18 protein-coding genes are annotated in these 16,848 nt (G+C 67.0%); 9 read left to right on the plus strand and 9 right to left on the minus strand.

Going from position 1 to position 16,848, the window contains the following annotated elements:
* The first annotated feature begins 9 nt into the window (after positions 1-9).
* Both ACQPYH_RS33830 and ACQPYH_RS33835 read left to right on the plus strand, forming a co-directional pair.
* Positions 10-402 carry an ATP-binding protein gene (locus tag ACQPYH_RS33830; protein WP_432879798.1) on the plus strand — a complete coding sequence of 131 codons (393 nt, stop codon included), beginning with the start codon at positions 10-12 and terminating at the stop codon, positions 400-402.
* Complete coding sequence (locus tag ACQPYH_RS33835; RefSeq protein WP_432879801.1) at positions 399-1,196, plus strand: RNA polymerase sigma factor SigF; 798 nt, start codon at positions 399-401, stop codon at positions 1,194-1,196. The genes ACQPYH_RS33830 and ACQPYH_RS33835 overlap by 4 nt, the downstream gene beginning before the upstream one ends.
* Before the next feature lie 4 nt (positions 1,197-1,200).
* Here the strand turns inward: ACQPYH_RS33835 and ACQPYH_RS33840 are convergent, their stop codons facing one another.
* A complete protein-coding gene (locus ACQPYH_RS33840; RefSeq protein WP_432879804.1) occupies positions 1,201-1,611 on the minus strand; it encodes a hypothetical protein in 411 nt (136 codons plus the stop codon).
* A gap of 391 nt (positions 1,612-2,002) precedes the next feature.
* Between ACQPYH_RS33840 and ACQPYH_RS33845 the strand changes: the two genes are divergently transcribed.
* Positions 2,003-2,254 carry a WhiB family transcriptional regulator gene (locus ACQPYH_RS33845; RefSeq protein ID WP_130383822.1) on the plus strand — a complete coding sequence of 84 codons (252 nt, stop codon included), beginning with the start codon at positions 2,003-2,005 and terminating at the stop codon, positions 2,252-2,254.
* A gap of 55 nt (positions 2,255-2,309) precedes the next feature.
* Here ACQPYH_RS33845 and ACQPYH_RS33850 read toward each other — a convergent pair whose 3' ends face one another.
* Positions 2,310-3,788: a sensor histidine kinase gene (locus ACQPYH_RS33850; RefSeq protein ID WP_432879807.1), complete on the minus strand. Its 1,479-nt coding sequence runs from the start codon at positions 3,786-3,788 to the stop codon at positions 2,310-2,312.
* A 106-nt stretch (positions 3,789-3,894) separates the two neighbouring features.
* Between ACQPYH_RS33850 and ACQPYH_RS33855 the strand changes: the two genes are divergently transcribed.
* Positions 3,895-4,800, plus strand: a complete 906-nt coding sequence (locus ACQPYH_RS33855; protein ID WP_432879810.1) for a DUF2785 domain-containing protein — start codon at positions 3,895-3,897, stop codon at positions 4,798-4,800.
* On the opposite strand, the gene ACQPYH_RS33860 is transcribed toward ACQPYH_RS33855, so the two are convergent.
* The gene (locus ACQPYH_RS33860; RefSeq protein WP_432879813.1) at positions 4,787-5,758 is read right to left on the minus strand and encodes an endonuclease/exonuclease/phosphatase family protein; all 972 of its coding nucleotides are present in this window, start codon (positions 5,756-5,758) and stop codon (positions 4,787-4,789) included. The genes ACQPYH_RS33855 and ACQPYH_RS33860 overlap by 14 nt on opposite strands.
* An 80-nt stretch (positions 5,759-5,838) precedes the next feature.
* On the opposite strand from ACQPYH_RS33860, the gene ACQPYH_RS33865 reads away from it, so the two are divergent.
* The 3 genes from ACQPYH_RS33865 to ACQPYH_RS33875 all read left to right on the plus strand — a co-directional run bounded on the left by ACQPYH_RS33865 (position 5,839) and on the right by ACQPYH_RS33875 (position 8,536).
* Complete coding sequence (locus tag ACQPYH_RS33865) at positions 5,839-6,129, plus strand: DUF3311 domain-containing protein (protein ID WP_432879816.1); 291 nt, start codon at positions 5,839-5,841, stop codon at positions 6,127-6,129.
* A 62-nt stretch (positions 6,130-6,191) separates the two neighbouring features.
* The gene (gene mctP / locus ACQPYH_RS33870; protein WP_432894553.1) at positions 6,192-7,781 is read left to right on the plus strand and encodes a monocarboxylate uptake permease MctP; all 1,590 of its coding nucleotides are present in this window, start codon (positions 6,192-6,194) and stop codon (positions 7,779-7,781) included.
* A gap of 116 nt (positions 7,782-7,897) precedes the next feature.
* On the plus strand, positions 7,898-8,536 hold the full coding sequence (locus ACQPYH_RS33875; RefSeq protein WP_432879819.1) for a DUF5317 domain-containing protein: 639 nt from the start codon (positions 7,898-7,900) through the stop codon (positions 8,534-8,536).
* On the opposite strand, the gene ACQPYH_RS33880 is transcribed toward ACQPYH_RS33875, so the two are convergent.
* Together ACQPYH_RS33880 and ACQPYH_RS33885 are read right to left on the minus strand one after the other, a co-directional pair.
* Entirely contained in the window at positions 8,498-9,772 is a 1,275-nt protein-coding gene (locus ACQPYH_RS33880; RefSeq protein WP_432879822.1) for an HD-GYP domain-containing protein, read from the minus strand. The genes ACQPYH_RS33875 and ACQPYH_RS33880 overlap by 39 nt on opposite strands.
* Before the next feature lie 14 nt (positions 9,773-9,786).
* Positions 9,787-11,136, minus strand: coding sequence for an HD-GYP domain-containing protein (locus tag ACQPYH_RS33885; protein ID WP_432879825.1), 1,350 nt, complete (start codon positions 11,134-11,136; stop codon positions 9,787-9,789).
* A 273-nt stretch (positions 11,137-11,409) separates the two neighbouring features.
* Here ACQPYH_RS33885 and ACQPYH_RS33890 point away from each other — a divergent pair, with 273 nt between their 5' ends.
* Together ACQPYH_RS33890 and ACQPYH_RS33895 are read left to right on the plus strand one after the other, a co-directional pair.
* Positions 11,410-11,484 (plus strand): 50S ribosomal protein bL37, encoded by a 75-nt coding sequence (locus tag ACQPYH_RS33890; RefSeq protein WP_369759046.1) that lies wholly within the window; start codon positions 11,410-11,412, stop codon positions 11,482-11,484.
* Between the two features lie 289 nt (positions 11,485-11,773).
* A complete protein-coding gene (locus ACQPYH_RS33895; protein ID WP_432879827.1) occupies positions 11,774-14,245 on the plus strand; it encodes an ATP-binding protein in 2,472 nt (823 codons plus the stop codon).
* A 36-nt stretch (positions 14,246-14,281) separates the two neighbouring features.
* On the opposite strand, the gene rsrA is transcribed toward ACQPYH_RS33895, so the two are convergent.
* The 4 genes from rsrA to ACQPYH_RS33915 form a co-directional block, all read right to left on the minus strand.
* Positions 14,282-14,560, minus strand: a complete 279-nt coding sequence (gene rsrA / locus ACQPYH_RS33900; protein ID WP_355476190.1) for a mycothiol system anti-sigma-R factor — start codon at positions 14,558-14,560, stop codon at positions 14,282-14,284.
* The gene (locus tag ACQPYH_RS33905) at positions 14,557-15,219 is read right to left on the minus strand and encodes a sigma-70 family RNA polymerase sigma factor (protein WP_432879831.1); all 663 of its coding nucleotides are present in this window, start codon (positions 15,217-15,219) and stop codon (positions 14,557-14,559) included. The genes rsrA and ACQPYH_RS33905 overlap by 4 nt, the downstream gene beginning before the upstream one ends.
* A gap of 111 nt (positions 15,220-15,330) precedes the next feature.
* The gene (locus ACQPYH_RS33910) at positions 15,331-15,972 is read right to left on the minus strand and encodes an alpha/beta hydrolase family protein (protein ID WP_432879834.1); all 642 of its coding nucleotides are present in this window, start codon (positions 15,970-15,972) and stop codon (positions 15,331-15,333) included.
* 36 nt (positions 15,973-16,008) lie between these two features.
* Positions 16,009-16,809, minus strand: coding sequence for an SOS response-associated peptidase (locus ACQPYH_RS33915; RefSeq protein WP_432879837.1), 801 nt, complete (start codon positions 16,807-16,809; stop codon positions 16,009-16,011).
* Positions 16,810-16,848: the final 39 nt, after the last annotated feature.

Here is a 16,848-nt window from a genome sequence, read left to right on the forward strand (position 1 = left end):
GGAGACGATGTGAGCAGCACGGGACGAGCCGCCGAGGTCCGCCTGAGTATCCCGGCGGACAGTGCCTACATCGCCGTACCGCGATCCGTGGTGGGCAACCTGGCTGCCCGCAACGACTTCACCCTGGACGCGATCGACGACCTGCGGATCGCCGTCGACGAGGCCTGCGCGATTCTGCTGCCGGAGGCGGCCGACGGCGTACTGGACTGCGTGTTCGAGATCGAGCCGCCGCAGCTGACCGTGCGCGCGAGCGCGCTGGTGCGCAGCGGCTGGATGCCGGACACCGACTCGTTCGGCTGGACCGTCCTGACCGCACTGGTCGAGTCCGCCGCGGCGGAAACCACCGACGGCCGGCTGACCATCACCGTCACGGCAACCGCCACCGCGACGGAGACCGCGTGAGTGACGCGCAGATCCCGAGCGAGCCTCGGGAGACTTCGGATCTGCGTACCCGGACGGCGGACTTCTTCCGGCGGATGGGCGCGGCCGCCGGGCCGGGCGATGCGGCACATACCGCGGCGCGGGACGGCCTGGTCTCGCTGCACATGCCGCTGGTGGAGCATCTGGCCCGCCGGTTCCGCAACCGCGGCGAGCCGTACGACGACCTGGTCCAGGTGGCCACGATCGGCCTGATCAAAGCGATCGACCGTTTCGACTCCGATCGCGGGGTCGAGTTCTCGACGTACGCGACGCCGACGATCCTGGGTGAGATCAAGCGGTACTTCCGGGACAAGGGCTGGGCCATCCGGGTGCCGCGCCGCTTGCAGGAGCTGCGATTGTCACTGACCGCGGCCACCGCCGAGCTGACCCAGGAGCTCGGCAGGGCGCCGACCGTGGCCGAGCTGTCCGACCGACTTGGGCTGTCCCCGGACCTGGTCATCGAAGGGCTCGAGTCCGCAAACGCTTACAACACCTTGTCCTTGGACGCTCCCGACCAGAACGAGACCGACGCGACCACGGTCCTGGACGGCCTCGGCGGCGAAGACGAAGCGCTGGAGAGCGTCGAGTATCGGGAGTCGCTCAAACCCTTGCTGGCTCAGCTCGACACCCGCGAGAAGCGGATCCTGACACTGCGGTTTTTCCGCGGTATGACGCAGTCCCAGATCGCCGAGGAGATCGGGATCTCGCAGATGCACGTCTCCCGGCTGCTGGCCCGGACGCTGACCGAGCTCCGCGCCGGTCTGCTGAAGGAGTAGCGGTCTAGAGCACCGGGTGATCGTTGGTCTCCCCACCGGCCAGAGCGTCGGTGGAGGCCTTCTGGAACACGCAGATCAGTACGGCGAGGGCCGCGACAGCGAGCGCGATCGTCACCGCCTTGGTCGATCCGCCCCAGAAGCTGTACGCCACCAGGAGCTGGATCAATTGAGTGAATACCGTCGGCCCGCGACTCCAGCGCATGGCCTTCCACAGACCGCGGGCGACGAAGCCCAGAGCCACGCCGTAGACGAGGAAGAAGCCGGCCGTGGTCAGACCGAGCACCAAGCGATCGCCATGAATCGTCAAGGCTTCGCCAATTCCGAGAACGATCAGTGCGAGGCCTTCCAAACCGACCACTGCCGCAGCTAGCTTGAGCGGTCTCGGGACGGCGGCAGCTGGGGAGTCGGTCGGCACTTCGTCAGCTTAATGCGGCCATGCTCTCGGGAGCCTCGCGGACCCAAGGCCCTACAGGGATTTGAGGGTTGTGCGTAACCAAAAGATGGTTGGAACGGTTACCTGCAGTGAACGGGTGATTGCGGAAGAGCGGCTCTGTCCGATAACCGGATGGGGAGTACGACGCTGCGCCAGTTCCGAGTGTTAAGGAAGCGTTGTGATCGGATCGACAACTCCATAACCCTTGTTTCGATCCGCCAAGATTGGGAACATGGTCTCGTTCGTGAATGCGTTCACAACGCGTCGCACTAAGACCCCCCAGTGCGAGACGAACCGACGAGTACAACACCGCTGATCGGGCACAGACCTACCCGTCAGCTTACGTCAACTACTGAGAGAGATGGGATCCGCCATGGATTGGCGCCACCGGGCCGTATGCCTCGACGAGGACCCGGAACTGTTCTTCCCCATCGGCAACACCGGCCCCGCGATCATGCAGATCGAGGAAGCCAAGCAGGTGTGCCGACGGTGCGACGTGCGTGAGCAGTGCCTGGCATGGGCGCTGGAAGCCGGCCAGGACCACGGTGTCTGGGGCGGTCTGAGCGAGGACGAGCGCCGCGCTCTCAAGCGCCGCAACGCCCGCCAGCGCATCCGCACCGCCTGAGTAAGTCCTCTCGGGGCCCCGCGGGAATCACCGCGGGGCCTTTGTGTTTCCCGACCTAATCCTTCACGGGGATGTCCAGGGTGACCTGCGTGCCGGGTTTTCCGTCGTGGCGGTTGCCGAACTCGAGCGTTCCGTCCAGCTCCCCGATGACCAGGGTGCGGACGATCGACAGGCCGAGGTTGCCGGACAGCTCGGAGTCGAAGTTCGTCGGCAATCCCTTGCCGTCGTCGATGACGTTGATGTGCAGACGTCCGACCGACCGCTCGGCGGTCAGCTCGATCCGGCCGCTCGCCTCTCCCCCGTCCCGGGCGCCGAAGGCGTGCTCGACCGAGTTCTGCATCAGTTCGGTCAGCACCATCGCCAGCGGAGTGGCCACTTCGGAGTCCAGTACGCCGAACGTCCCGCTCCGTCGCGTCTCCACCACGGTCGAGACCGTCGCCACATCCGCGACCATCGCGCCGACCCGGTCCGCCACGTCGTCGAAGTCCACGTGCTCGTCGAACGACTCCGACAGGGTCTCGTGGACGATCGCGATCGACCCGACCCGGCGTACCGCTTCGGCCAGCGCGGCCTGTCCTTCCGGGACGGTGATCCTTCGGGCCTGCATCCGGAGTAACGCGGCGACCGTCTGCAAGTTGTTCTTGACGCGATGATGAATCTCCCGGATGGTCGCCTCCTTGGTGACCAGCTCCCGCTCCCGGCTCCGCAGCTCCGTGACGTCGCGGAGCAGGATCAGCGCTCCGACATGCGCGCCGTCGGCCCGCAGCGGGATCGCCCGGAGGAACAGCGTCGCGTCGGAGTTCTCGATCTCGATCTCCTTGGCCGCACGCCCGGTGACCACCGACGCGAGTACGTCGTCGACCTTGTGTCCGGACTGCAGCAACTCCGCGGTGACGTCCTTCAGCCGGCTGCCGACCAGGTCGGTGACGAGCCCCATCCGCCGGTACGCCGACAACGCGTTCGGGCTCGCGAACGTCACCATGCCGTGCCGATCGACCCGGATGCAGCCGTCACCGACGCGTGGCGTGGTGGACAGCAGCCGCTCCCCGCCGTACGGGAAGATGCCGTCGGTGATCATCCGGGCCAGGTCGGTCGCGCTCTGCAGGTAGGCGATCTCCAGCCGCGACGGCGTGCGGACGCCGAGCAGGTTGGTGTTGCGCGCGATCACCGCGATCACCCGGGTGCCCCGGCGTACCGGGATCGTCTCGACCCGCACGGGGACGTCGTCGCGCCATTCGGGATCGCCCTCGCGGCAGATCCGGCCGCCGTCGTACGCCTGGTCGAGCAGGTGCCGGCGGCCGCGCGGGATGAAGCTGCCGACGATGTCGTCGAGGTACGCCGTCGGGCCGGTCGTCGGGCGCATCTGGGCGCCGGCCCAGAACCCGAGTCCTTCGGTGTCCGGCAGCCAGAGCACGAGATCGGCGAACGACAGGTCGGCCAGCATCTGCCAGTCGGAGATCAGCAGCTGCAGCCGATCCAGGTCGGCGGAGTCCAGGGTGGTGTGGTTTCGAGCCACGTCGGTCAAAGACGGCACAGGTTCGATGCTACCGACGGTGTTATACCACCACGCGTCGTGGTCCGCTCGACAAGTTGGTGTAGACAGGTGTTAGTTGATTCAGCACAGATGAAAGGATGCTCGGGTGGAGTCGACGTACTGGCAGGACGTGATGGCCGCGGACTACGCGGTACCGCACGACCGTACGCTGACCGAGCTCACCGAGGAGCTTGTCCGCGGGCTGGCCAGCACCAACCCGCAGGTCCGTGACGCCCTCGCCTATCCGACGCTCGCCACCTGGCTCGAGCGCGGGGTGTACGACGATCTGCTGCCCGGGTTCGGCGACGGCCTCTGTGCCGGACTGAACTACGGGCTCGGCGAGGACGGCACCGACAGCGTGTTCCGCCGCTCCTTCACCGCGCTGACGCTGGCGGAGGTCATCCACCGCGACAACGCCGAGTTCCTCGTCCACGACGAGGTCGTGATGCGCTGGGGCGACCGGCTGGCGACCTGGCTGCTGCGCGAGCGCGACCTGCGCGGGTACGTCAAGGACTGCGGCTGGGCGCATGCCGTTGCCCACGGCGCCGACGCGATCGGCGCGCTGGCCCGGTCCCGGCACTGCGACGCCGGCGTACTGCGGGCGTTGCTCGACGTACTCGCGGACCGGATCGTCAAGGACACGCCGTACCGCTGGGTGCACGAGGAGCACGACCGGGTCGCCCACGCGGTGATGACGATCCTGCACCGGAACATGCTGAGCAGCGACGAGCTCGAGCGCTGGCTGAAGCCGATCGCGGCGACCGCGGGCCAGCAGCCGTTGATGCACGAGACGTTGCCGGAGTGGCCGACGCCGGCGGTCTTCAATGCTCGCGGCGTCCTGCACGTGCTGCTGAGCCAGCTCGCGATCGGCGTGAAGGGGTTCCCGATCCCCGGCGACGACGAGCTCTTCGGCCGCCCGATCGAGGCCCGCGCCGACCTGCTGCTGATGCTGACCGAAGCCGTCCAGGCCTCGCAGCCCTACATCTACCGCCCGGCCACTAATCCGTCTTGAGCGCGGCCGTCGCGACCACGGCCCGGTGGTCCGTCCCCTCGATCGGGTACGTCGTGAACCGGCCGGGCTCGAACTGCCGCGTCACCACGACATGATCGATCTGCGTCCGCAGTAAGGCCGGCTGGTCGGCCGGCCAGGTGCCCTGCAGACCACCGCCGACGGTCGGTCCGACGCTGCGGCAGTAGCCGCCCAGGGCGTTCCGGAAGTCCGCGTGGTCGAGGGTCGCATTGAAGTCCCCTGCAACTATCGTCGGCGCGTCCTCGGTGCACCATCGGCGTACGTGCAGGAGGTCGCTCTTCCACGTGTTGACCGAGTCGGTCAGAGGCGGGAAGCCGTGGTAGGCGATCAGGCGGATCGAGCCGAGGTTCCCGCCGGTGACGATGATGTTCCCGAAGGCCGTCCCGGGCTCAGTGGCGAACGAGACGTTCCCGAGCGAGGACGACACGAGCACGCTGGTCGCACTCTCGACCGCCTTGCTCGGCTGGGCCGTGTAGCCCTTGTACTGCTGGTCCTGCAGCTGCGCCCGGATCTCCTCGCGGACGTCGACCTGTGCCTCCGGCAACGAAACCAGGTCCGGCTTGCGGTCCCGGATCACCTGGGCCACGTCCGCGGCGCGGGCCCCGCCGCCGAGCACGTTCGCGACCATGATCGTCAGCAACCGGGCGCCGGCCGGAGCGGGCCTGGCGTCGGAGAACTGGCGTGGGGCGACCAGGGCGCCGCCGACCAGTGCGAGCGAGGCGACGAGTACGGCGGCGATGCGCCACCCCCGGCGTACCAGCATCAGGAGGGCCAGGAGCAGTACGACGACCAGTCCTTGCGGGCGGAACGCGGCCAGCTGGGCGAACGGGGTGACCTCGTCCAGACCGAACAGTTCGGGATACAGCGGCACGGCAACGATGACGAGGAACAGCACAGACAGCACGACGCGCCGTACGAACCATGCCTTTTCGTTATCCATGCACCAACCTGAAGCTCTAGTACCTACTGTCATCGAACGGTAGCGTGCTGCGTTGCGCCTGTGTCCCGAGGAGGTTTGCAGTGTCTCGATTGTCCGCGGTCAGACCCGCGTACTGGATCTCCGGTGTGCTGCTGGTTGTGGCGGTCGTCGTACCGCTGCTCGTGCCGACGTACGCCAAGCCGGATCCCCACCTGTGGGGTTTCCCGTTCTTCTACTGGTACCAGCTGATGTGGGTCTTCCTGTCCGCGATCCTCGTCAGCATCAGCTACCGCCTGCTCCGCGCCGAGGAGCGCAGGCGCCGGGCGGCGCAGGGCCTTGGTGACCCTGATGCCGCTGACGCCGACGCTTCGTCGAAGGAGGGTGAGCAGTGAACACGAGTGTCGACTGGGTGCAGCTGATCATCGTCATCGTCATCTTCGGCGCCGTCACGGTGATGGGCTTCATGGCGTCCCGCTGGCGCAGCGCCGGCCATCTGGACAACCTCGACGAGTGGGGTCTGGGCGGCCGGAACTTCGGTACGTTCGTCACCTGGTTCCTGCTGGGCGGCGACCTGTACACGGCGTACACGTTCATCGCGGTGCCTGCGGCGATGTACGCGACCGGTGCGATCAGCGGCTTCTTCGCCGTTCCGTACACGATCGTCGCGTATCCGATCGTGTTCGTCTTCATGGCCCGGTTGTGGTCGGTCTCGCATCGCCACGGGTACGTCACCCCGGCCGACTTCGTCAGCGGCCGGTACGGCAGCAAGGCACTCTCGCTGGCGGTGGCAGTCACCGGCATCCTCGCGCTGATGCCGTACATCGCGCTGCAGCTCGTCGGTATGCAGGCGGTCTTCGAGACGATGGGTCTCGGCGGCAACAACACGCTGGCCAAGGACCTCCCGCTGCTGATCGCGTTCGCCGTACTCGCGGCGTACACGTACTCCTCCGGGCTGCGGGCGCCGGCGATGATCGCGTTCGTCAAGGACTTCCTGATCTACGTGGTGATCCTGGTCGCGATCTTCTACCTGCCGCACGTGCTCGGCGGCTGGGACTCGATCTTCGGTGCGGCCCAGGAGAAGATGGCCAAGCCGAACCCGGTGACGGGCAAGCCGACCGGGTCGTTCATCCCCGGCAACGCGGGCTACGTGTCCTACTGGACGCTGGGTCTGGGTTCCGCGATGGCCTTGTTCATGTACCCGCACTCGGTCACCGCGGTGCTGTCGACGAAGACCCGCAACGTCGTACGGCGGAACGCGGCGATCCTCCCGGCGTACTCGTTGCTGCTGGGTCTGCTCGCCCTGCTCGGCTTCATGGCGATCAAGGCGAACGTGAACGTGAAGGGCCTGGACGGGCTGGCCAACCCGCAGCTGGCGATCCCGCGGCTGTTCGACCAGGAGTTCCCGTCGTGGTTCGCCGGGATCGCGTTCGCGGCGATCGCGGTCGGCGCGCTGGTGCCGGCGGCGATCATGTCGATCGCGGCCGCGAACCTGTTCACCCGCAACATCTACCGCGCGTTCATCAAGCCGTCGGCGTCACCGGCCGAGGAGGCCAAGGTCTCCAAGCTGGCGTCGCTGCTGGTGAAGGTCGGCGCGCTGGTGTTCGTGCTAGCGATGGACAAGACGATCGCGCTGAACCTGCAGCTCCTCGGCGGAATCTGGATCCTGCAGACGTTCCCGGCGATCGTGGTCGGCCTGTACACGCGCTGGTTCCACCGGTGGGCGTTGCTGACCGGCTGGGCTGTCGCGATGGTGTTCGGCACGGTGTCGGCGTACAACGTGGTGAACCCGGCGACCAAGAAGCACTTCGGCGGATCGCTGGCGAACATCCCGTTCACCAACACGCCGGCGTACATCGCGCTGACCGCGTTCGTGCTGAACCTGATCATCGTGATCGTGCTGACGGCCGTGCTCCGGGCGCTGAAGGTGCCGGACGGGCAGGACACCACGCACCCGTCGGACTACACCGCCGACCGTGGCGACCCGGGGGTGGAGGACCTGCCGGAGATCCTCGACGACGGCGGAGCAGCAACCGCGAAGTCCTGAAGTAGTTCTGTGTGACGGCGGCCCTTCTGGGCCGCCGTTACCTTTTGAAGCTAAGTCGACACGCTGCGGGGTCAGCTTGCCCGGTTTCGGGCCGCGGGTTCGGCAGAATCGCACACGTGCTGCTGGTCCTCCTCGTCATGGTGCTCGCCGCCGGGGCGGCGCTCGCGACCGGCGGCGGCTTCGGACGGCTTGCGCACAACACCTTGACCGGCGTGCACTGGCTGGCCGCGGCCGCGATCGGGCAACTGCTCGGCTCGGCGTTCGGAGGCACGGTCTACCCGGTCGGGCTGATCGGCTCCGCGGTCTGCATCGCGGTCTTCCTGCGGCTCAACGTGCGCCATCCCGGCGTCGGCTTGCTGGCGTTGGGTTTCTTCAGCAACGCCCTTGTCGTCGCGTTGAACGGCGCGATGCCGGTGTCCCTCGCAGCGCTGTCACGTGCGGGCGTGGGGTCCGCTGTCGTCAACGATCCGCGGCACGAGTTGTCCGACGCCGCGACACGATTGCCTTGGCTCGGGGACGTCGTACCCGTGGCTCTTCCCGGGCTCGGTCAGGCTGTCAGCCCGGGCGACGTACTGATCGCCGCCGGCGCCGGCCTTCTGCTGTACGCCGGGATGGGCGCCTCGGGGCGGGTGCCCGCGACCAGCGCCCCGGTCTGGGACGAACTGGAACCCTGCGCCGGAACCCAAGCGCTGCTCAGGCTATCGCCCGAGGCCTGCTCAGAAGCGGAAGCCGCGACCGATCACGCGCCTGAGTGACTCGACCACGACCGGGTCGTACTCCGCGCCGATGCCCAACCCGATCGACTCCATCGCCTTGTCCGGCGACTGCCCCGACCCTTCCCCCACCAGTTGCTCGTAGGCCAGCGCAACATTCACGATCCCGCTCTCGACCGGGATGTCCGCGTTGTTGGCCCGCCCCTGCCGGTACGGATCGTTGGAGTGCCTGACGATCTCCGCGACATGATCCAGCACCCCCGACCGCTCGATCACCGAAGCCCCGATCTCCGCAGCCCGCTGCCGCTCCTCCCGCGTCCTCAGCAACGAAGCCCCACCCGGACTAGGATCCGCCAACGCCAACTGCCCCACCCCCGACAGCAACGCCGCATACTCCAACGCCTCCATCCGCGCCGGCGTCAACCCCAGATCGTTGCCCACAGCCACCGCCAACGTCGCAGTCCGCGCGTTCTGCCCGGGACTACTGAACCCGGCAATCTCCGTACTCCGCGCCATCGACCGCACCGTCGTCCGATAAGTCCGCTGCGCCGAAGCAAACCGCCGAAACGCAAACTGCGTCAACAACAACGGCACCAGGACAACCGGTGGTCCCCAGAGTCCGATCAGCGACGTGGCCGCGGCAAGCAGCATGCCGGTGATGCCCATCGCCAGGCCGATCCGGGTCATCACGACGAGCTCGTCCCGCAGAGCCGCGGGAAACGGACGGTTGTATCGCTCCGTCGCCTGCCCCGCACCGATCAGGGCGTCAGTGACGCCGGCGCTCAGCACCGCTGCCAGCATCGCCCCGGCAATCCAGATCGCCTCCTGCCACCGTCCGGTCCAGACGAGGTCCGGCGTCGTCAGTCCGGCGAAGACTGCGGCCGCGCAGGCCACCGAGATTCCACGACGGAACGAAACGACGACGTCCCAGCGCAGCCCGGAGATCGCCCGAGGCAGGATGCCGGCTGCGGTCGAGACCGCTGTGACGGCGATGATCTGCGCAACATCGGGCGGTACCGCGAGCGACGGCCCACGGAGAGTCGCATACGCCAGAGCCGCACTGGTCGCGATTGGCGCCCGGTTCCGGATCCGATCGACGCGGAACTGCACCATCTCGCCCACGGCGATCAGGATCCCGAAGATGAGCGCGTACCGCCATTCGGTCACGCCGTGGCGAGCAGTCATCACGATCGCGATCAGCGCCAGCGCTGCGCCGGCCGCGATGATGACGACTCCGCTGCCGCTGCCCATCCGCCGCAGGTCGAGTCCATCGGTCATGACGCTCCCCGCCATCAGTCCGGTCCCGCCGCTGTGCCGGTCGCGCCGCCTCCGCTGCCGAGGCTCAGGTCGTCGTGGTCGATCGCAACGACGACCGAACCGTCAGGCGCCGGCTGGTCGGCGGCAGTCTTCCAGCCGCGAGCCCTGACGACCTCGACGAAGGCGTCCACCAGCGCGGGATCGAAGTGCGTGTACCGGTCGTGGATCAGGATGGCGAGCGTCTCCTCGACGCTTCGGGCCGGCCGGTACGACCGGGTCGACGTGAGTGAGTCGAACGCGTCGACGATGCCGATGATCCGGGCGAAGTACGGGATGTTCACGGCGCTGAGTCCGGCGGGGTACCCCGTCCCGTCGTACTTCTCGTGATGATGCAGAACGGCGGACTTCACTTCCTCGAGAAACGGGATGTTGCCGATCAGCTCGACACCCCGCGCGGGATGCAGCCGGATCGCGTCCATCTCCGAGTCGTCCAGTCGCCCGGGTTTGCGGATGATGCTCGTCGGCACGCCGACCTTGCCGACGTCGTGGAGCAGCCCGGCATGCTCGAGCGCCTGCTGGCGGTCTTCGGGCAGCCGCAACTGCCGACCGAGCATGCCGACGCCCTCGCTCACTCGCTCGGAGTGACCGCGGGTGTACAGATCCTTGGTCTCGATCACCTGGATGAAGGCGCGCATCGTCGCAGCCTGCGCACGGCGCTCGACCTCGTACTGCGACAAGGCCCAGCGACTGACGTAAAGCGGAATGAAAATCAGGACGATGGACAGGAAATTCAGCCCGGACAGCCAGGCGACCGCAAGCAGCAAACCGAGAAGCCCGTACCCCAGCAGGGACGGGGACGTCGGCAGCGCTACCTTGCGCAGGAAGACCAGTGGCGTCGGATCGCCCGGCTCGAGCGAAAGCACGACGCACAGCAGCAGCGCGTTCACGACGAGCCACGTGGCGTTGGCCGCGGTCGTCGTCCAGATGGCCTCCCACGGATGCCCGAGCACCGCATCACCGGTCGGACCTCCGGCAATATGGAACACCACTCCACCGGCCGCCGCGCAGATCACGGACTGCGCACCGTTGAAGACCTTCTTGACCAGGGGGTGGCGCCGGTCCTGCCCCAGCGCACCGACAGCGCCGACCAGGATGGCCGAACTCACGCCGGACAAGAGATAGAGAGCAATGACAACTACGTAGTCGAGCGAGGTCCTGTAGATCTGCCCGACTCTCGGCCGGAGCACGGTTCCGGCCAGCATCAGCAACCCGAGACAGATGGTCGGCGCATCAACTTTTGCGTGTGTCACCGCGAACCCGAGAATGATCACAGCCATGGTGGTCGCGGCCACCACCACTAGCCGAAGCATCACCCGCCGGTTCACGCGCGCAACGCTACCCGGACGGGGGCCATCGGACTACCAGTCCCAACCGTCGGCAGACATGTCGCACCTCCGTTCAGCGCTCGCAGTCTTACGTCCCGTTGATCGACAGGACGTAGGGGGGCAGACAGCTTGTCGCTGACTCATCAGTATTTTTACTCATCAGGCCCGCGCCGAAACACTGTAAGCCCAACCGTGACCCGCCGCTGACTGCGAACTCCGTGCCGTGGTATGAGAGACTGTGACTCTTTGCAGTTGTTTCAAGGAGGCTTAGAAATGGGTAAGACCGGTCGGAAGCGCCGTGCACGCAAGAAGAAGGGCGCTAACCACGGCAAGCGCCCGAACGCCTGATCTCAGGCGGCTACAGACAGCGAGGACCTCGGAGAAATCCGGGGTCTTTGCGATTTGGTCACAGCTTTACAGCAGACCACCTTTATTAGAGGTCCTGTATTCGGAGAGTCTCCGGTCGCATACTTAATGCTATCTTTCAAACGACCGTTGGAAATTCGAACACCCAGTTTCGGGCCGATCCGCACCGGCTGTGGATAAGGTCGGCACGCCGTCGACCGATCCCCCTAGAGTTGGCTCCGGAAGGTTTCCGGTGCTGACCGTATCCAGCCGGGTCGGAGGAGTGAGGGAGGTGGTCGCGCTGTCCTCGAGCCTGGGCGAACTGCTGCGAACCTTCCGTGCACGGGCGGGACTCACCCAGGCCGCCCTGGCAGAGCGAGCCGGTCTCAGCGAACAGGCCATCAGCGTCCTCGAGCGTGGCACCCGCAGCCGTCCCCGGATCGACACCATCCGCGCCCTCACCAAAGCGCTTGATCTCACCCCCGACGAAGCCGAGCAGTTCCTGGCCGTTGCCCGTGGCAAGCGCAGTGACACGGTCGCGCCGGCACGGAGTGTCGACGAACCCGCCACCGCCAGTGAATCTCGGGTGCCATGGCAACTACCTCCGGCCGCGCGCGACTTCACCGGCCGCGACGCCCAGCTCGAGGCCATGCTGTCCGTGCTACGCAATCCCGACGGGACAGCACCGGTCGGACTGGTCGCGGTGACCGGCATGGGCGGGATCGGTAAGACCACGCTGGCTGTGCAGGCCGCTCACCGGCTGGCCGACAGCTACCCGGACGGCCACCTGTACCTGAATCTGCGCGGCTACGGTCCGGGCACACCGATGACTGTCACGGACGCGTTGCGTCAGCTCCTGCGCTCCGTGGGCGCCGATATCCAGCTCATTCCCGACGGTGTCGAGGAAGCCGCGGCTCTGCTGCGCTCTCAGCTGGCCGGCCGTCGGATGCTCATCCTGCTCGACAACGCGGCCGGAGTACAGCACGTCCTTCCCTTGCTGCCTGGGAGCCCCGGATCGTCGGCGATCATCACCAGTCGCGGGTCGCTCGCCATGCTGCCCGGCGCACGGCAGATCCATCTCGACGCGCTCTCCGAGTCGGAGTCCGTCGAACTCCTGACCGGTGTCATCGGCCAGACTCGTGTGGCTGCCGAGCCCGAGGCGGCACGAGATCTTGCCGCAATCTCGGGTCGGCTGCCGTTGGCGGTCCGGTTGATCGGCGGCCGTCTCGCTTCCAGGCCCTCGTGGCCGATTCAGCACCTCGTTGCCATGCTGCAGGACGAGGAGCGTCGGCTGGACAGTTTCGGCTCCGACGAGACCGGTGTCCGGGCCAGCATCGCCAGCTCCGTGGATTTCCTGGACGCGAGCGAGCGCCCCCTCGATCGCGGGGCCGCAGGTGCGCTGCCAACGCTCAGCGTCCTCGACGGCTCCGATGTCCTGACCGACGTCGCCGCGAGCTTGCTCGACCTTCCAGCTCACCGGACCGACAGCATCCTCGAGCGCCTCGTCGACCTCAATCTGCTCGAATCGGTCGCTCCCGACCGCTACCGCTTCCACGATCTCATCCGCGCCTACGCTCGCGAACGCGCCGACGTACTCCTGACACCGCTCGAACGCGAGGCCGGCCTCCAGCGTGTTCTGCGCTTGTACATCCAACGCGGCTGGGCGATCCAGTCCAGGACCCATCCCACCAGCCCGCGCATCACCCTGGCGACAACACCGCCCGTGCAGGTGCCTGCGGCAAGGGATACCGAGACCGCACTGAAGTGGTTCGACGCCGAGCAACGCAACGTGACCGACCGCTATCACCAAGCCATGGGATCAAGTGTCGCCACGTCCGCCCTGATCCCGGAGCTCACGCTGGCACTGTTCGGGTTTTACGAGTCGAGGTCCCGCTGGGTGGAGATGCGTGAGATGTGCGCGACCGCACTCGGCATCGCGACGCAGCTCGAACTGTGGCCGATGGCTGCCTGGCTGCAGCACGACAACGCGATCCCCGAGGTGGAGAACGGGAGTCTCGAGGCGGCGACGACGCATCTGCTTCGGGCGCTGGAGATGTTCCGGATGCTTTCGGACCGTCGCGGCCAGGCCCGATGCTGCTCGTCGATCGCGCACGTTCTCGGTCGGAGGGGCCGCATTTCCGAGGCCATCGCGTACGCGACCGAGGCGCTGGACCTGAGCAAGGAGATCGGCGACACCAACGTCGAGGGCGTGGCGTACCTCGCACTTGGCAATCTCTACGACCGTAACGGCGACTACCGCCTCGCCGACGATGCCCATCGGCGAGGCATCGAGCTTGCCGAGGCCTCCGGTGACATCCGGTCGGTCGCCAAGCGGTATCTCAACACCGGTGTCTCACGCCTCCTCGTCGGCCGACTGGACGAGGCGATGGAGGCCCTGCTCAAGAGCCTGGAGGCGGGGAGACAGGCCAACAACAACGATCTGCAGACTCAGACCCTGGGCTGTCTGGCTGCTGTGTTCGCCGGCCGCGGCGAGTACGGCAAAGCACACGCGACCCTCGACGAAGGCATCGTCCTGGTCCGGGCCCTCGGCAACCGTCTTCGCGAGGGCGCTCTCATTCTCGAGCACGGCAAGATCAGCGCCGCTGAAGGCGACATTCCCGTCGCAACGCGGTATCTGGAGTCCGCTCTGATCGCGCTCCACAACATCTCGCCGCATTTGGAAGCCGCCGCAACGGAATTGCTGGAAGCCCTCCAGCAAGGTGGGCATTACACGTACAGCTTCGACCGCTCGCAGCTGAACTGATCGCTATTGATCGGCCCGGCTCGCGCCGACGCGGCGTCAATCCGTGGTGGTGATGGTGGTTTCTACCTGGATTTGGGTTAGGCGGAGGAGGATTTTTTGGCGGAGGGCGTCGGGGGCGTGGTCGGAGCCGCAGGAGCGGTGGACCAGTTTCTTGACGCAGCGTTCCAGGTCGTATTCGTCCAGGCAGGGGGCGCACTCTTCGAGGTGCTGCCGGATCTCGTCGGAACTGGCGTCCTCGAGTTCGTTGTCGATGAAGACATAGACCCGCTGCAGGATCTCTCCGCAGTCGACGTCGTGGGGCTCGCCGCAGCTCACGACTCCTCCTTCTCCGCGTCCGCGCCGGTGCTCGCCGCGGTCGCGTCCGTACTCTCGTCCACACTGTCGGGCTCAGCCGGGATCAGGCCGCGATCCCGTGCGTAATCGCCCAGCAGGTCACGCAGCTGGCGCCGGCCGCGGTGCAACCGCGACATGACGGTGCCGACCGGCGTGCCCATGATCTCGGCGATTTCCTTGTAGGCAAAGCCCTCGACGTCGGCCAGGTACACAGCCAGCCGGAAGTCCTCCGGGATCGACTGCAGGGCCGACTTGATGTCGGAATCGGGCAGGTGCTCGAGAGCGACCGCCTCGGCCGACTTCAGCCCACCGGGAGTGTGCGACTCGGCAGCGGTGAGCTGCCAGTCCTCGATCTCCTCGGTCGGCGACTGCGTCGGCTGACGCTGCCGCTTCCGGTAACCGTTGATGAAGGTGTTGGTCAGGATCCGGTACAGCCACGCCTTCAGGTTGGTACCCGGCGTGAACTGGTGGAACGAGCTGTACGCCTTGGCGAAGGTGTCCTGCACCAGGTCCTCGGCGTCGGACGGATTACGCGTCATCCGCATCGCCGCGGCGTACATCTGGTCCAGGAACGGCAGCGCTTCGCGTTCGAACCGCGCGGTGCGCTGCTCGGGTGTCTCGGTCGTGGTGGGAGTCGGCATCGTGATCGAGAATACCGGTGTCTTCCCAGTACTCCGCTCCGGAGCCACTCTCGTCGCCATCATGTTCGTCACAACGCGCCCGGCAGCGGGGTCATTCCCGGCCGCCGACCGTTATCCGGACACCTCGCGGGTGACCCACTCGAACACGGCTTCGACCAGCAGGTCGTACGTCTCCTGCTGGTCCAGCTCCGCCCGCTTCGGCACCTTGAACGCATGGTCCGCGTCCGGCACGACAGCCATCTCGGTCAGCGGCGGGAACTCTTCCGGCGTACCGAACGGATCCCGCTCCCCCTGGACGACGAGGGTCGGCAGCCCGGCCTGATGCAGCTCCTCGACCCGCGACTTCTCCGGCTTGCCCGGCGCATGCAGCGGGAACGACATCGCGAGTACGCCGGAAGCGCCCAAGCTGCTCGCCGTACGACACGCCACCCGGGCGCCCGCGCTCCGGCCGCCGATCACCAGCGGCGTACGCACGCGCAGCTGCCCGATGATCGCGATCCAGGCCTCGTCGAGCACCTTCGGCGCCGGCGCGAGCTTGCGGCCGGCGCGACGCCACGGCTGCTCGATCAGGAACACGTTCATGTCCTGCTTCGGCAGCCGGCCGGCCAGCGCGGCCAGATCACCCGACTCGATCCCGGCCCCGGCGCCATGACCGAGGGCCAACGTCGCCACCGGCCGGCGGGCCCGGTACGCGACGATCCGGGCCTCCCCGTGCGGCGTCCCCACAATGCGTTCGTCGGTCACCCGCCCCATCCTGTCATCAGCGACCGGATTCGGTGGACAGGAAACTCAGAACAGCGTGGTCTCCTCAGGAGCCACAGGCTTGTCCAAAGGGTCAACACCATCCGGCGGCAATGGATCGAGCAGCTGACGGCCGTTGTTCTTCACCGAGCTGACCGCCTTCGACACGGCGTACGCCTCGAGGCGGCCGGGTGCTGCCGGGACCAGGAGGTCGAGCAGATCGTCGGTGTCGGACGACAGCGGATCGAGCCACGCGTCGTACCGCTCGCGCTCGACGAGGAGCGGCATCCGGTCGTGGATCCGGCCGAGGTCGTCGGTCGCCGAAGTGGTCAGGACCGTGCAGGTCCACAGCCAGGCCTCGTCGGAGTCCGCATCCTCGACCGACTTGTCCCGCCAGATCTCGTACAGCCCCGCCATCGAGAGGATGCTGCCGTCCGGCGGATGGATGAAGTACGGCTGCTTGACCGGCTTGCCGTTGACCTTCTGCTCGGCGGTGTACCACTCGTAGTACCCGTCGGCCGGCAGGATGCAGCGCCGGGTCTGGAAGGCCTTCTTGAACGCCGGCTTCTCCGCGACCGTCTCCATCCGGGCGTTGATCAGCCGGTTGCCGATCGAGGTGTCCTTGGCCCAGGACGGCACCAGCCCCCACTTGACCGTCGTCAGCTTCCGGATCGTCTGGTCCGGGACCTCGCGGTTCTTGCGCTCGACCACCGCGACCACCTGGTCGGTCGGCGCGACGTTGTAGTTCTCGCCGAGCTCCTCGACGGACTCGCGCACGTTACCCACCTCGATCTCGAACTCGTCGACGAGATCGGACGGGGCCCGGCCGGACGCGTATCTACCGCACATACCAGCAGCCTAGTGATCGCCAGGGACAAAAACCCGCGT

It is taken from the genome of Kribbella sp. CA-245084 (assembly GCF_050942355.1).
Taxonomy (GTDB): Bacteria; Actinomycetota; Actinomycetes; order Propionibacteriales; family Kribbellaceae; genus Kribbella.

Bases quoted from the DNA above. Each gene is read 5' to 3' on its own strand.
- ACQPYH_RS33910 (WP_432879834.1), bottom strand. From the start codon at position 15,972: ATGGGGCGGGTGACCGACGAACGCATTGTGGGGACGCCGCACGGGGAG.
- ACQPYH_RS33880 (WP_432879822.1), bottom strand. From the start codon at position 9,772: ATGACCGATGGACTCGACCTGCGGCGGATGGGCAGCGGCAGCGGAGTC.
- mctP (WP_432894553.1), top strand. From the start codon at position 6,192: ATGGGCTTCATGGCGTCCCGCTGGCGCAGCGCCGGCCATCTGGACAAC.
- ACQPYH_RS33845 (WP_130383822.1), top strand. From the start codon at position 2,003: ATGGATTGGCGCCACCGGGCCGTATGCCTCGACGAGGACCCGGAACTG.
- ACQPYH_RS33905 (WP_432879831.1), bottom strand. From the start codon at position 15,219: ATGCCGACTCCCACCACGACCGAGACACCCGAGCAGCGCACCGCGCGG.
- ACQPYH_RS33915 (WP_432879837.1), bottom strand. From the start codon at position 16,809: ATGTGCGGTAGATACGCGTCCGGCCGGGCCCCGTCCGATCTCGTCGAC.
- ACQPYH_RS33860 (WP_432879813.1), bottom strand. From the start codon at position 5,758: ATGGATAACGAAAAGGCATGGTTCGTACGGCGCGTCGTGCTGTCTGTG.